Consider the following 14,505-nt stretch of genomic DNA (forward strand, 5'->3'; position numbering starts at 1 on the left):
TGGCCGGCACAGGCTAAGAAGGATTCACCGGCAGGGTGAAACGAATTCGACACCCACCCAACTGTGACACCAGCGCCTGCAATTGCCCGCCGTGCGCCTGGGCCACCGAGCTGCAGATCGCCAAACCCATGCCCATGCCACCACTCTTGGTGGTGTGGAACGCCTCGAATACACGCTCGCGCTCGTCCGCAGCGATCCCCGGCCCGTTGTCGTCCACGCAGATCTCCACCCCGTTCTCGACCAGCGCCGAGGCAATCCGCAGCACCCCGTCACTGCGATACCCCGCCAGCGCTTCCAGGGCGTTGGTGATCAGGTTGAATACCAGCTGTTGCAACTGCACCGGGTCGGCTGTCACGCACACCCCGGCCTGCAACTGCGTCTGCACGTCGACCCGGCTCCTGGCGGCATCGGCCGAGGTCAGGCGCACCACCTCGCGGATCAGTTCGTCCAGCTTCACTGCCTTGAGTTGCATCGGCGACTGCTTGGCCAGCGCCCGCAACGCCCGCACGATGTTGGCGGCCCGTTCGCTGTCGTTGCGGATGTCTTCCAGGCCGGCAATCGCTTCTTCCAGGTCGGGTTTGGCGCGCTTCAGCCAGCGCAGGCTGGCCGCGGCGTTGGAAGCGATGCCCAGCAGCGGTTGGCTGATTTCGTGGGCGATGGATGCCGACAACTCGTTCATCACCTGCAGGTGTGCACTGCGCGCCAGCTCGGCCCGCGAGCGGCGCAGTTCGGCTTCCATCTGGGCGCGGGCCTGGTTGTCTTCGGCCAGGCGGGTATAGAACTTGGCGGTTTGCAGCGATACCGCTGCCTGTGAGGCGAGAATTTCCAGCATGGCCAGGCGCTGGCTGCCGAACAGGTTCGGCACCAGGCGGTTTTCCAGGTACACCAGGCCGATCAGCACGCCCTGGATCACCAGCGGCAGGCATAGCACCGAGCGGGCGTTGCGCGCCTGCAGCTGCTGGCGGAAGGCTTCCGGGCAATCGCCGAGCGCATCGTTGAGTACCAGCGGCTTGCGGGTGCGCATGGTGGCGTTGATGACCGACAACGGCGCCTGGGTCATGAACTTCTGGCAGTTGTCCATGCTCACGTGCAACCCGTCATCATCGATATAGGCGAGGGCGGCCATCTGGAACTCGGCGCCGCTGACGATCAGCAACGCACCATGATCGGCGCCGGAATGCTGGGTCAGGTGGCCCATCAGGGTTTCGATCAGGCCTTCGAGCAGCACTTCCTCGGACAGCGCCCGTGCGGCTTCGATGCCGGCTTCCAGGTCCAGCTTGGCCTGCTGGGTGGCGCGATAGGTCTCCTGGATTGGCTGGGTGCGCAGGAACGGGTGCAGCGTCTCCAACTGGTGCACCTTGCCGGTCGCGCCCCAGATATGGAAGCAGTCGCGGGCGATACGCAGGTGCAGGTTGGCGCCGGAAATCAGGCCGCTGGGGATGCACACCTCGGCCAGTTGTTCATGGGCCAGCGCTTGCTCGTGGATGAAGCCGGCGGCGGTGGCAGCGATCTGCGCCTGGTCGAAGCAGCGGATCGCGGCCAGGCCGTCGCCTTCGAGCTTGGCGATCACGCCTTCGATCAGCAGCAGCTTGTTGCGGAAGGTGGCCGGGTTGAATCCGGCCCAGCGGCTGAAGCGTTCGCGCACGGCCTGCAGTTCGCGCAGCTTGTCGGTCAGGCAGCCGGGTGCCTCCGGGCTGCCAAGGGCCAGGCCGCGGAACAAGTGGTAGTCGGCCAGGTTGATATGCGCCGGTGCCGCCCACGCGTTGTCAGCGGCCAGTGCCAGGTTACGCATGGCCTGCGCAATATTGCCCATGTAGAAGGCGCCCATGCCGGTGAACAGGTGCTGGAAGAACCGCGTAGTGGGCGATTTCGAGGGGGTAGCCGAGGCCGGGCAGGGCATGCCGCTCAGGGTGGCGACGAACGCTTGCTGGGCCTGCAGGATCTGTTCGACATCGCGGTAGCCGTTGCGCCGCACGGTGGCCAGGCCTTGCGCCACTTCTTCGACCACTTCTGGCAGGTAGCGGCCCATGAACAGCGAGTCGGAAACCAGGTGGTTGCGGGCATAGCAGCTCATTGCCAAGTCGCCGCTCAGGCGCGCCGAATCGACCGCATCCAGCGCCGTGCGGCGGGCGAACTCCATGGGAGAGGTCCAGGCGCTGACCTGGTCCAGGGCCAGCAGCACGCTGGTCAAGTCAGCCTCGAAACCGTGCCGTTCGATCAGCTTGAGCGCGGCCAGGCAGCAGGCATGGCCGTCATGGTAAGCGCCGAACCGCTCGGCAATCATCACCCCGTACCAGGCCATACCGTAGGTACTGCCTGGGGCAACGCCATGCAGCAGCGATATCTCCATGAGTTTGGCCAGGTGCAGGAAGCAGATGTCGTCCTTCACGAAAAACGATGATGACAGCGTGGCCAGCAGGCTGATAGCAACCGCTACCTCCTCCGAGTCGGTGCGCGGCAGCGATTCCAGGCAATGCCGGCCTTTCTGTTCGACCAAAGCCTGTACCTGGGCATGACTGGCTTCGACCTGTTGCCAGTCGACGCCCCGTACCGGGCTCATACCCAGCAAATCCAGGCCGCACAGGGCGCTGTCGATAGCCGCCTGGTAATCGCCGCGCAGGGTTTGCAGCAGTGCCTGCAGCCGGCACGCCCGCGCCTGGTCCAACAGCGAGCGTGCGCGCTGGCGGCACTCAGTGAGACGGGCCTCGGCGGTGCCCGCTCGCGACAGCTGGATGTCGCACTCGGTTGCCATGCAGGCGATGGCAAAGCCATGCGTGGCGCGGCTTTCCAGCGAGGCACAGTGGTGCAGCAACTGCTCGGCAGTGTGCAGATAGTCAGCGCTTTGCTCGAAGGCACCGCCGTCGCGCGCGCGTGCTGCGGCTTCGCGCAAAAGTTGCAGGAACGCTTCGCAGTCATCCGCTGCAAACCCGCATGGGCTGGCGCGTTGCAGCTGGCTGGCGAGCTCGAACAGCACCTCGTGCAGGTGCCCTGGCCAAGCCTTGCGCATGGCCAAGGCAATGCAGGCATGCAGCGAGGGGCGCTCGTGCGCGGCGGTTAGTGCATAAGCGGCTTCCATCACGCGGTCATGGGTGAAGCTCAGGCCGTTCTGGCCCGGTTGCAGGAAACCCGCGCCAATCAAGGCTTTCAACGGTTCGCCAGGCGGCTGCGCGAGCACCTGCCGGAGCAGGCGCTCATCGCAGCGGCTGCCCGCCGCGCTGGCGACCCGCAACAGCTCGCGTTGCGCTGCCGGCAGGCGTGCCAGGCGCTGGACCATCAGGTCGGCGACATTATCGGCGTAGCAGTGTCGGGCCACGGCCTGCAGGCACCACGACCAGCGCATGGCCTGGGTGTCGAAGGTAAACAGCTGGTCTTCGACCATGGCCTTGAGGATCTGGTTGATGAAGAACGGATTGCCGGCCGTCTTGTCGTGCACCCGTTCGGCCAGCGGTAACGCGTCCTCGGCGGTGACGTGATAGCGTTCGCCAATCAGCTCGGTCACCGCCTCCACAGCCAACGGCTGCAGGTTCAGCGTGGTGCTGCGCAGCGTTGCCGGTATGGCCAGTGGCGGGCTGCTGGAGGGCGCGTCGTTGCAGCGGGCGAAAATCAGCAGCAGGTTAGCGGGTGCGTCAGCCAGCAGTTGGGCCAGCAGTTGCCGGGTGGCGTCGTCGGCCCATTGCAGGTCGTCGAAGAACAACACCAGCGGTTGCCCAGGGCGGCTGAACACCTGCAGGAACTCGATGATCGCATGCAGTTCCTTGTGCAGCCCGAGGCGCGTGAGCTTGGCCGGTAGTTGGGGCATCGGGCCAAGGATGAGTTGCAGGTCCGGGGCCAGTTTGCCGAGCAGACGGCCATGGCCTTTGATGCGGCGCAGGATCTCGCGACGCAAGGTGTCTAGATCCTGGCTGTTGGTGGCAAGCAACTGAGTGGTCAGCGCACCGAGTACTTCAACCCAGGGCGTGTAGGGCACGGCCTGGGCCAGGCTGTTGCATTTGCCGACGGCCCGGTAGCCCTCGGCGTCGGCCTTGAGTGCGGCTTCGACCAGGCTCGACTTGCCCATGCCGGCAGCACCGTTGATGAGCAGCACCTGTGGCTTGCTGTCGCGGCGCATGGCCTGGAGCAGCAGGGCGATGGCCTGTTGCTCGGCGCTGCGACCATACAGGCGTGCGCGGCTGGGCGCGACCGGGTCGGCGCAACCTGGGGTGAAGGGTGCCATGGTCTGGCTGGCGGCCCACTGCCGCTGGCAGTGAGCCAGGTCCACTGCAAGGGCGCGCGCGCTCTGGTAGCGGGCATCCGGCTCTTTGGCCAAGGCCTTGGCCAGGATCAGGCTGAGCGGTTGCGGCACGTCGTTGTTCACTTCGCAGGCCGCCCGCGGTTGTACGCCGGCATGCAGCTGGCGCCAGTGCTGGATGTCGCGCCCGGCCAATGGCAGTTCGCCCAGCAATAGCTGGTAGAGGATCGCGCCCAGGGCATAGATGTCACTGCGGCGATCGCTGCTGCTACCGTGCGGGCAAACCTGTTCCGGCGCCAGGTAGGCCCAATTGCCGAGCGGAATGCCCTGTTCGCTGATCCGCTGTGCTGGGTCGGCGCGAAAGAAGCCCAGCCGCAGCCGCTGCTGGGCGTGCAGGCACACATGCCCGGGTTGCAGCGCACCGTGCAGCACATTGCGTTCGTGCGCCTGCGCCAGTGCATGGGCAGCATTCACCGCGATGTCGAGAAACGGCGCCAGCGCCACCGGGCCTTCAGCGATCAGGTCGGCGACTGAGCGGCCGGCCGGATACACCAGCAAAGGGCCTTCGGCCGAGCGCACGAATGCCGACGGGATTACCGCCCACTGCGGGTCCAGTTGCAAGCGGTAGTCACGTTCCAGGCGCTGGCAGGCAGTGGGGGCCTCGAGCGGGGCGCGCACGGCTATCCAGGCCTGGTGGGTAGCCGGGTCGCGCAGGCGGAAGTAGCTGAGCTCGCCTTCCTGGCCCAGTGCGCTGATCTCGCATCGGTTCAGCCAGCCCTCGTCGATTGACTGGTCGTAATCGATGGGCCTGTGGGCAAGGCGTTCATCGAGCATAGAGCACCCCCTGCTAGCGACATCCTGAGGCGCGAGTATACGCAGCGAGCCCAGCACGGATGCGGGTTGCAGCATGCTTGGCAGGAACGGGAACGCTGTTGTCCGTTATCGTCCCCTTGGGGCTGGCGGGCTTTTGTATAGTCCTCAAGCCAACCTATCCCTCGGGATAATTGTCTGAACGCGTACGCTGGCCTAGGCTGCCCAGGCAGCGAAAACGCCCGTGCCCGCGCGAGGAAGCCATGATCCGAATAGGCAATGCCCAGGTGTCGCTGGAGCGGCGCGAAGTCTTTGTCGACGGCAAGCCGATCCTCCTGGGTGGGCGTGCTTTCGAGGTACTGGCCACCTTGATCAGGGCCAACGGCCGGGTCGTCGGCAAGGAAGAGTTGTTCAGCCAGGTGTGGGCCGGCACGGTGGTCGAGGACAATAACCTGCAGGTGCAGGTGTCCTTGCTGCGCAAGGCCTTTGGCGACCGTGGCCTGATCCAGACCGTTCCGCGCCGGGGTTATCGTCTGGCCGCCGAAATCAGCCTCGAAGTGCCAGGCCAGGCGATGAGCAAGGCATTGCTGCGCAGCGTGGCCGAGACGGTCGAGCCGCTTGGTGAGCGCTTGGAGGTGCCGGTACTGGTCGTGGATGACGACCCGTCAGTACGCACTGCTCTGGGCCGCCTGTTGCGCTCGCAGGACATCCCGCATCACTTGTTTGCCAATGCCGAGGCGCTGTTCGAAGCTTGCCTGGCAACGCCTTGTGCCTGCCTGCTGCTGGACATGCACTTGCCCGGCACCAGCGGCCTGGAGGTACAGGAGGCGCTGCGCCGGCTGGCGTTGCCCTGGCCGATTGTGTTCATGACCGGCTTCGGCACTATCCCGATGACCGTCCAGGCCATGCGTGCCGGGGCGGTGGAATTCCTGACCAAGCCGTTCGAGGAAGACCAGTTGCTGACCCTGTTGCAGGCGGTGCGCACCCGTGCCGTGGCCGAGGGGCGCAAGTGGCACCACGCGCGGCAGGTCGAGGAAAAGTACCAGCGCCTGACCCAGCGTGAACGCCAGGTGTTCTCGCTGGTGGTTGACGGTTTGTCGCACAAGCAGATCGCCAGGCAGATCGGCACCAGCGAGGTGACGACCAAGGTGCACAAGAAGAACATCATGAACAAGATGCAGTCCCGCTCGCTGGTGGAGCTGGTGGCCATGCACAACGTCCTCGGAGCACGACCTGAGGGCCTGGGCGGCGCATGAGCAGAGGGGTGTGCATTGTCGACGACGATGCGTCGGTGCGCAAAAGCCTGGCCAACCTGCTGCGTTCGGCGGGCTTCGAGACCCTGACGTTTGCCGCAGGGGAAGCCTTCCTGCAATCGCCACTGGCGGGCGAGGCGAGCTGTGTGTTGCTGGACCTGAAGATGCCGGGCATGGGCGGGCTGGAGGTACAGCGTGAGCTGGCGCAGCGGAGCTGGCGCATGCCGGTGATCTGCATGTCGGCGCATTGGGATGATGGCTCGGTGCAGGCGGCGATGGGGCAGGGGGCGCTGGCCTGCCTGGGCAAGCCGTTTTCTGAAGAGGTGCTGCTCAAGGCTGTAGAACAGGCATTTGCCGTCAGCCGGTGATGCGCGGGCTCCGCGCCGATACTGCACGTCGACTCAGCACACCTGCACAATCAATCCAGCTGCCGCTGCGCAATGCTCGCGGGCTGATCGACCAGAGAGCCCTGCCATGCCTCGCCTGAAGCCCTTCCTCGACGCGCAATCGCCAATCCTGACTGCCAGTGGCCTGTTGTTCCTGCGGGTCATGGCCGCTTTGCTGCTGCTGTTCATCCATGGTCTACCCAAACTGTTGAACTGGAGCGCAGAGCTGCAGCGCATTGAAGATCCCTTCGGCCTGGGTGCACCGCTGACGTTGGGGCTGGCGGTATTTGCCGAAGTGGCCTGCCCGCTGCTGCTGATGCTCGGCGTCGCTGCACGTCTGGCTTGCCTGCCGGTGCTGGCGGTATTGCTGATAGCGCTGTTGGTGGTGCACCCGGACTGGACCCTGGAACAGGGGCAGTTTGCCTGGTTGCTGGTGGCGCTTTATGGCGGGCTTGCCTTGACGGGGCCGGGGGCCTATTCGGTTGCCGGGCTTTTCTGCCGGAGCAAGGTTGCCTGATGGATGTTGGGGCCGTTTGGTGGCCCATCGCAGCCCTGACAAGCTAACTGCTCCCCGGCCGGTACTGCAGGGCCTCGGCCAGGTGCACCCGTCCAATCGCCTGGCTACCTTCCAGATCGGCGAGTGTTCGCGCCACCTTCAGCAAGCGGTGCGCCGCGCGCAACGACAGGGTCAGCCGTTCACAGGCACTCTCCAGCCAGGCCTGGTCTGCCGCTGCCAGTCCACAGTTGCGGCGCAGCCCCTCAAGGTCGAGAAACGCATTGGCGCATCCCTGTCGTCTCTGCTGCACGTCGCGTGCTTCGGCAACCTTGGCGGCGACATCGGCACTGGTTTCACCGCAAGGCTGGTTATTCAGCGTGGTGCTCTCGCGGGCCACAGTCAGGTGCAGGTCGATACGGTCCAGCAACGGCCCGGACAGCTTGTTGCGGTACCGCGCGATCTGCTCGGTGCTGCAGCGACAGCGCCCAGTGGGATCGCCCAGGTAGCCGCAAGGGCACGGGTTCATCGCCGCCACCAGCTGGAACCGGGCGGGGAAGCGCACCTTGTCGCGGGCCCGGGCAATCACGATCTCGCCGGATTCCAAGGGCTCGCGCAGCACTTCCAGCACACGCCGCTCGAATTCCGGCAGCTCATCCAGAAACAGCACGCCATGATGGGCAAGGGTGATTTCGCCCGGCTGCGGTCGGCTGCTGCCCCCGACCAGCGCTGGGCCGGAGGCCGAGTGGTGCGGATGACGAAAGGGCCGCTGCGGCCAGCTGCTCAACGGAGCATGCCCGCTCACCGACTGGATCGCAGCCACTTCCAGTGCCTCATGCTCATCCAGCGGTGGCAGCAACCCCGGCAGGCGGCTGGCGAGCAAGGTCTTGCCGGTGCCGGGTGGTCCGGTGAACAAGAGGTTATGCGCTCTGGCCGCCGCCAACAGCAATGCGCGCTTGGCTGCCAGCTGGCCTTGCACCTCGCTCAGGTCCGGGTAGGGCCGTTGTTGCAGTATCAGGCCGTTGGCTGCATAGGGCGGCAGCGGCACTTGGCCGTTCAGGTGGGCGACCAGTTCCAGCAGATGCCCCACCGCGTACACCACCAGCCCGCCAGCCAGGCTGGCTTCCTCGGCGTTTTCCCGTGGCACCACCAGCGCCCTGCCTGCTTCGCGTGCTGCCAGTGCTGCGGGCAGCACGCCCTGCACCGGGCGCAGCTTGCCAGACAAGGCCAGTTCACCCAGGCATTCAAGGTCGGCAAGCGGGGCCGTTGGCACCTGGGCATCGGCGGCCAGGATGCCCAGGGCAATAGCCAGGTCGTAGCGCCCACCATCCTTGGGCAGGTCAGCGGGTGCGAGGTTCTGGGTAATGCGCCGCGGCGGGTAGTTCAACCCGGAATTGACGATGGCGCTGCGCACCCGGTCCTTGCTTTCCTTGACCGTGGTTTCCGGCAGGCCGACCAGGGTGAGATGGGGCAAACCATTGGCCAGGTGAGTTTCGACACTGACCGCTGGTGCCTGTACGCCCACCTGGGCGCGGCTGTGGACGAGGGCTAGGGACATGGACGCTCCGTTGTCGCTGAAAAATGCCGCTTCCTGCGGCTGTGCAAGCATAGCGGGCGCCCTCCAGGCGAGCGCAGGAAGTGTGCATCCGGGTTTTTCGAGGCAGGTTCTGCTGCAGACCTTGATGCGGCGCAGAGAATGGATCCAATCACTTTGCGCAAGTGCCAGGTATGGCTTAGTGTTGTTGGGCAACAGCGGTTGCCATGGGATGGCACCGCAGCTTCCTTCAAATGGACTTGAGGTAGTGCTCTCGTGCAAACGCTAACCCGCACGCGGCAGATAATCCGCGACCTGGTGCAGGCCAACGCATTCGGTGAACTCAACCGCTTTTTCGACAACCTCGAAGGGCAATGGCGCCAAGCTCCGGCCGGTGAATTTCCCCTCTACCTTGCAGCTGTCGAAGGGCACCTGTTGGCCGACCTGGACTGCCAGGGTGACAGGGCCCTGAGCCAGGTGCTCAAAGCTTGGATCGACGCCTGCCCCAAGGCTTATCACCCGCAGGTGGTAATGGGCTTTCACTGTTTCCAGCGGGCTTGCCAGGTGCAGGAAAGTGGCAGGCACAACGCGGCGCGTGCGCTTGCTGTCGAGCAAATCTGCGAAACAGCGACTGCGCACCTGCTACGGGCCATGGGCCGTTCCACCCAGCCCGTGGCGGCAGCCATTGGCATGCTGCATGTCTGTGCACAGTTTCGTGAGCCGGGCTGGCTGGTCGAGTTGTTCCAGGGTCAGCCGGCGCGCTTCCGGCCCAGTGCCCATGCTGATGTCGAAGTGCAAGAGGCTGTGGCGCCGTTTCTGGTGAGGCATGGGCTGCAACCGTTGGCCGAACTGCCGCAGGCGTTGCCAGCCTGCCTGAGCCGGCGAGCCGACCGCGAAAACCAAGACCCTCGCTATTACTGGTTGCGCCACGCACTGGTCGCACGCCCTGGCTGCTTCGAAGCGATTCAGGCCCTGGCTATGTACTTGCAATCCCGTCGGGGTGCCTGCCCGGATGCGATCGAGTTGCTGGCCAATGGTCCGTTGTGCGAAGGATGGGACGAGCCACTGCGTAACGCACTGCACTGGATGCCTGTCGAACAGCAACTGACGTTGCCCCATGCCAACCAGATGCAGGCTGTTGCCGAGTGGCAGCGGGTGTTCGAAGCCTGGTCACAGCGCCCATTGAGGCCCAGGGAGCGTGCCGTCCTGCTGGCCTGGCGCGGGGCATTGCGCAGCCGCGCGTTGCAAGATCCCTCTGGCGGCATGCGCGACATCGCCGCGAGCCTGGCGTGTCAGGCTGATCTCGCGGCCATACCGGCCATGGGAGAGCCTTTTCGTTGTTTGGTAGAGCTGATACTGCTGAACGGCATGACCGATGAAAAGCAGCTGTTACGCAGCGCCATCGAGCAACTGTGTGAAGGCCGTTCGCACGCTGCCGCCTGCGCATTGCGTGCCGCCGGGCACCGCTTCGGCCTGTGGGGCTGGTCACGTTCCGACGAGCAGGCCAAAGCCTGGGCGCAGATTGCGGTAAAGCGCCAGCGTACGGGCCGGGCGCCGGGCTTCGGGGTGCTCGACGTGGCACGACTGCTGTGGGCTGGTAAACGGCATGAAGTGGCCTGCTATCTGTACGAGCGTTTTGCCGAGCTGAATCTGCCGGGAGCGGCACTTGCACTGTACAGCTTGTATCGCGGCGAGCTGGGCGACACCCCTGCGCAATATCTGGACGACGAGGCGGCCAGGCACTGGCTGCAGCGTGCGGTGGAGGCGGGCAGCCGCCAAGCCAAGTACGAACTGGCTCGTCTGCACATGGAGGGCGATAAAAACCTTCGCGATCGCGCCGCCATGCTGACAGTCCGGCATTTGCTGGTCGACGCGCTGGGCAATGCGCAGATCAATGCACAAGCGCGGTTGCACTTGGGGATCTTGTTGCGTCAGTTTGGCGAGCCGCAGGAGCGGGCCGAAGCGGTGGCCTACCTGCTGAGCCTGGTCGAGCACCCTGACCCAGGGATTGCCGGGCGGGCCAGCGCCGAGCTGGGGCTGGCCTGGATGCAGGGGCGCGGTACCCGCAAACAAAGCCGGTTTGCCGCCATCGAATGGGTGAACCGGGCAGCCACCTTGCAGCCTGGGGATTCGGCCATCGGGGAAATCCAGGCCGAGATTCTCAACTCAGGCAACCGGGTGAAGACGTTGTTCACCCAGTGCGGTGCGGCCTTGTTCCGCGGCACCCTGCATGCCAGCGAGCTGCCGCCCGTGTGAACGGAGCAGCCTGGATGGATTCAGGCGCGCACGTAGACCCAGGCAGTCAGGCCCGAGGCGAGAGTGACGGCGATGCGCTTGTAGTCAGCGACTTCATAGCGGTCTGCAGCCGCCAGTTCTTCTTCGCTGATCTGGAAGACCATGCCGGCGACGCTGTCGTCGGCATGGCTGCTGGGGGACACGATGGGGTGGTGGGCCTTGCCGCTGGCTGCCAACACGGCCGGGTCGGTAATCTCGACCCAGTCCTGCCGGTAGCCAGGCATCCGGTCGGCCTGGCCGGCCAGCTCGCGGCCGAAATTGGCCAGTTGCACAGCCTTGTCCTGCAAGGTGCCGTAGGAAAACAGCAGTACCGGGTATGCGTTGGAGGGCTGCATTCACTTGTCCTGTGGGGTCGGGTTCAGCCGTGCTTCCAGCTCGGCTACTTGTTGTTCCAGGGCTTCGAGGCGGGCACGGGTGCGCGCCAGCACGACCATCTGGCTGTCGAATTCATCGCGGCTGACCAGGTCCAGCTTGCTGAAGGCACCTTGCATCAACACCTTGAACTGGCTTTCCAGTTCGGCACGGGGCTGGGCGGTATCGCTGCTGAACAGGCGCGAGGCCTGGTCGCTCAGGGCGTCGAGGAGGGCTTTGGGCGCGAGCATGGTTCGGCTGTCCACTGATACGGGAGATGGCCGGCAGTGTAGCACGCAGGAACCGGGCCTTTGAGTAGGCGTTGAGCAATGCTGCAGGCGCGCGCAGTTGCACGTTTTTCGAGCAATATGGCGAGCCGGCGTGCACCAAACTTGTGCGTGTTTCCGGTGCTGGCGACTGGCCAATCCCCGCGCATTCACATAAGCCACTGTTTTCACGTGCCTTGGTAGAACTGGCAAGGTTTCTGCAAAGACCAGTACGAGCCATGCACTGATGCGGTTCTTTGTGACCAGGCAGTGCGCATGCGGAGCCGGATGCCGACGACGCGTTACAAAGCCAACTGCTGCGCTTAGACTTGAGACGGGTTTGTTTTCCTGGGGCAAGTCCACCAAATCGGGAGAGAGTTTCATGAAGCTAGTCACAGCCATCATCAAGCCGTTCAAGCTGGACGACGTGCGCGAGTCGTTGTCGGAAATCGGCGTGCAGGGCATCACCGTCACCGAAGTCAAAGGCTTCGGTCGGCAGAAAGGCCACACCGAGCTGTATCGCGGTGCTGAATATGTGGTCGATTTCCTGCCCAAGGTGAAGATCGATGTCGCCATCGACGACAAGGACCTTGATCGGGTAATCGAAGCCATCACCAAGGCAGCCAACACCGGCAAGATCGGTGACGGCAAGATTTTCGTGGTGAATCTGGAGCAGGCGATCCGAATCCGTACCGGCGAAACCGATACCGACGCGATCTAAGCAGCAAAAAAGCCTCACCAAACCCAACGCCCCAGGAGAAAACAACATGACTCTGCGTAAGATCGCAGGGCTAGGAGCCCTATTGTCCCTCGTAATGCCCGGGCTTGCCCTGGCAGAGGAAGCTGCCCCAGCGCTGAACTCCGGCGATACCGCCTGGATGCTGACCGCAACGGCGCTGGTGCTGTTCATGACCATTCCAGGCCTGGCCCTGTTCTATGGCGGCATGGTGCGTTCCAAGAACGTGCTGTCGGTGATGATGCAATGCTTTGCAATCACTGGCCTGATGAGCATTCTCTGGGTCATCTACGGTTACAGCATGGCCTTCGATACCACCGGTATGGAAAAGGGCGTGCTCAACTTCAATTCCTTCGTCGGTGGCTTCTCCAAGGCGTTCCTCAGCGGCGTCACGCCCGGGAACCTGACCTCGGCCACCGCGCTGTTCCCCGAGGCGGTGTTCATCACCTTCCAGATGACCTTTGCCATCATCACCCCGGCGCTGATCGTCGGTGCCTTCGCCGAGCGCATGAAGTTCTCCGCGATGCTGGTGTTCATGGGTATCTGGTTCACCCTCGTCTATGCGCCGATCGCCCACATGGTCTGGAGCGGTGACGGTGCCCTGATGTGGGACTGGGGCGTACTGGACTTCGCTGGCGGTACCGTGGTGCACATCAACGCCGGTGTCGCTGGCCTGGTCTGCTGCCTGGTGCTGGGCAAGCGCAAGGGCTACCCGACCACCCCGATGGCCCCGCACAACCTGGGCTACACCCTGGTGGGCGCAGCCATGCTGTGGGTCGGCTGGTTCGGCTTCAACGCAGGCTCGGCCGCTGCCGCCAACGGTACCGCCGGCATGGCCATGCTGGTGACCCAGATCGCGACCGCCGCTGCCGCATTGAGCTGGATGTTCGCCGAGTGGGTTGGCCACGGCAAACCGAGCGCCCTGGGTATCGCTTCGGGTGTGGTCGCCGGCCTGGTCGCGATTACCCCGGCTGCCGGTACCGTAGGCCCGATGGGCGCCCTGGTGATCGGCCTGGCCGCAGGTGTGATCTGCTACTTCTGCGCCACCAGCCTGAAGCGCAAGCTGGGCTATGACGACTCGCTGGACGCCTTCGGCGTACACGGCATCGGCGGTATCGTCGGCGCCATCCTCACCGGCGTGTTCGCTGCCCCGGCACTGGGTGGCTTCGGTACCGTGACCGACATCGGCATGCAGGTCTGGATCCAGGCCAAAGGCGTGATCCTGACCGTGCTCTACACCGCCATCGTCACCTACGTGATCCTTAAGGTGCTGGACGTGGTGATGGGCCTGCGGGTCAACGAAGAAGAAGAGTCGGTCGGCCTCGACCTGGCTCAGCACAACGAACGCGGCTACAACCTGTAACTGCGACGCGGTAAAAAACTTGCCCGGCTTGCCGGGCATTTTTTTTGCCAGATTTTTAGCATTTGGCGCACGGCAAACGGTTTATTCGGTACGTTTGCGACGTGGGCATAAAACTTACAAAACGTAGAGCGTTCAGGGTGCTTTGCTTTTTCTTCTGGCGCGCTAGAATGCGCGCCGAAGGGTGTTTGACAGTTGTCCGCACGCTTCGCCAGCCTTTGCTAGGCTTGCCAATAGCGAGTGGCCAGCAGGGGCTTATGGATTTGTCAGGTCCTGCCAGGAGCAGGGTCTGCTGGGTACCGCCTCCCATCAGGAGCGCCGACCCTAGGGCAGTGGCCTTACCCACGGCCAGTTGAATTTTCACTGGTGGCTGCCGGTCTACGGCTGCACTGGTCTATAACTAACCTGCTTTTCGCAAGTCATGAGGTAGAACATGAGCGACGACGATCTGGAAAATGATGACCTCGAAGTAGGCGATGAAGACGAGGCTGATGACGGCCTCGAAGCTGCGGCTGATGATGTCGCTGAAGATGCCGGCGATGATGACAGCAGCCCGGCACCCACTGCCAAGGGCAAATCCAAGGCGGCCGTCTCGGTAGACGAGATGCCGAGCATGGAAGCCAAGCAGAAGGAACGTGATGCCCTGGCCAAGGCCATGGAAGAGTTCCTCGCTCGCGGTGGCAAGGTTCAGGAGGTCGAGGCCAACGTGGTCGCCGATCCACCCAAGAAGCCGGACAACAAGTACGGCAGCCGCCCTATCTGAGTGGCTGATCGAAAAAAGCCCGCCGTCGCT

At 64.1% G+C, this 14,505-nt stretch carries 10 protein-coding genes and 1 pseudogene; 7 read left to right on the forward strand and 4 right to left on the reverse strand.

All coding sequences use genetic code 11. The features are described 5' to 3' along the window. Positions 1–13: 13 nt before the first annotated feature. Positions 14–5,062: a trifunctional serine/threonine-protein kinase/ATP-binding protein/sensor histidine kinase gene (locus HU760_RS01605; protein WP_186671929.1), complete on the reverse strand. Its 5,049-nt coding sequence runs from the start codon at positions 5,060–5,062 to the stop codon at positions 14–16. 239 nt (positions 5,063–5,301) lie between these two features. On the opposite strand from HU760_RS01605, the gene HU760_RS01610 reads away from it, so the two are divergent. The 3 genes from HU760_RS01610 to HU760_RS01620 all read left to right on the forward strand — a co-directional run bounded on the left by HU760_RS01610 (position 5,302) and on the right by HU760_RS01620 (position 7,194). Further along, positions 5,302–6,294, forward strand: coding sequence for a response regulator (locus tag HU760_RS01610; RefSeq protein ID WP_186671931.1), 993 nt, complete (start codon positions 5,302–5,304; stop codon positions 6,292–6,294). Positions 6,295–6,302: 8 nt separating this feature from the next. Next, the gene (locus HU760_RS01615) at positions 6,303–6,659 is read left to right on the forward strand and encodes a response regulator transcription factor (RefSeq protein WP_367615765.1); all 357 of its coding nucleotides are present in this window, start codon (positions 6,303–6,305) and stop codon (positions 6,657–6,659) included. Positions 6,660–6,765: 106 nt separating this feature from the next. After that, a complete protein-coding gene (locus HU760_RS01620) occupies positions 6,766–7,194 on the forward strand; it encodes a DoxX family protein (RefSeq protein ID WP_186671934.1) in 429 nt (142 codons plus the stop codon). A gap of 43 nt (positions 7,195–7,237) precedes the next feature. Here HU760_RS01620 and HU760_RS01625 read toward each other — a convergent pair whose 3' ends face one another. Beyond that, positions 7,238–8,728: a YifB family Mg chelatase-like AAA ATPase gene (locus HU760_RS01625; RefSeq protein ID WP_186671936.1), complete on the reverse strand. Its 1,491-nt coding sequence runs from the start codon at positions 8,726–8,728 to the stop codon at positions 7,238–7,240. A gap of 252 nt (positions 8,729–8,980) precedes the next feature. On the opposite strand from HU760_RS01625, the pseudogene HU760_RS01630 reads away from it, so the two are divergent. Next, positions 8,981–11,027, forward strand: a pseudogene (locus tag HU760_RS01630) (DUF4034 domain-containing protein). Here HU760_RS01630 and HU760_RS01635 read toward each other — a convergent pair. Both HU760_RS01635 and HU760_RS01640 read right to left on the reverse strand, forming a co-directional pair. Next, a complete protein-coding gene (locus tag HU760_RS01635; RefSeq protein WP_186671940.1) occupies positions 10,981–11,334 on the reverse strand; it encodes a gamma-glutamylcyclotransferase family protein in 354 nt (117 codons plus the stop codon). The pseudogene HU760_RS01630 and the gene HU760_RS01635 overlap by 47 nt on opposite strands. Continuing rightward, the gene (locus tag HU760_RS01640; RefSeq protein ID WP_170033707.1) at positions 11,335–11,601 is read right to left on the reverse strand and encodes an accessory factor UbiK family protein; all 267 of its coding nucleotides are present in this window, start codon (positions 11,599–11,601) and stop codon (positions 11,335–11,337) included. A gap of 397 nt (positions 11,602–11,998) precedes the next feature. On the opposite strand from HU760_RS01640, the gene glnK reads away from it, so the two are divergent. The 3 genes from glnK (at position 11,999) to sutA (ending at position 14,475) form a co-directional block, all read left to right on the forward strand. Next, the gene (gene glnK / locus HU760_RS01645) at positions 11,999–12,337 is read left to right on the forward strand and encodes a P-II family nitrogen regulator (RefSeq protein ID WP_002555808.1); all 339 of its coding nucleotides are present in this window, start codon (positions 11,999–12,001) and stop codon (positions 12,335–12,337) included. 46 nt (positions 12,338–12,383) lie between these two features. Beyond that, entirely contained in the window at positions 12,384–13,715 is a 1,332-nt protein-coding gene (locus HU760_RS01650) for an ammonium transporter (protein ID WP_186671942.1), read from the forward strand. A gap of 430 nt (positions 13,716–14,145) precedes the next feature. Continuing rightward, positions 14,146–14,475 carry a dormancy-specific transcriptional regulator SutA gene (sutA, locus tag HU760_RS01655; protein WP_170033703.1) on the forward strand — a complete coding sequence of 110 codons (330 nt, stop codon included), beginning with the start codon at positions 14,146–14,148 and terminating at the stop codon, positions 14,473–14,475. Positions 14,476–14,505: the final 30 nt, after the last annotated feature.

Source organism: Pseudomonas oryzicola, from assembly GCF_014269185.2.
GTDB lineage: Bacteria > Pseudomonadota > Gammaproteobacteria > Pseudomonadales > Pseudomonadaceae > Aquipseudomonas > Aquipseudomonas oryzicola.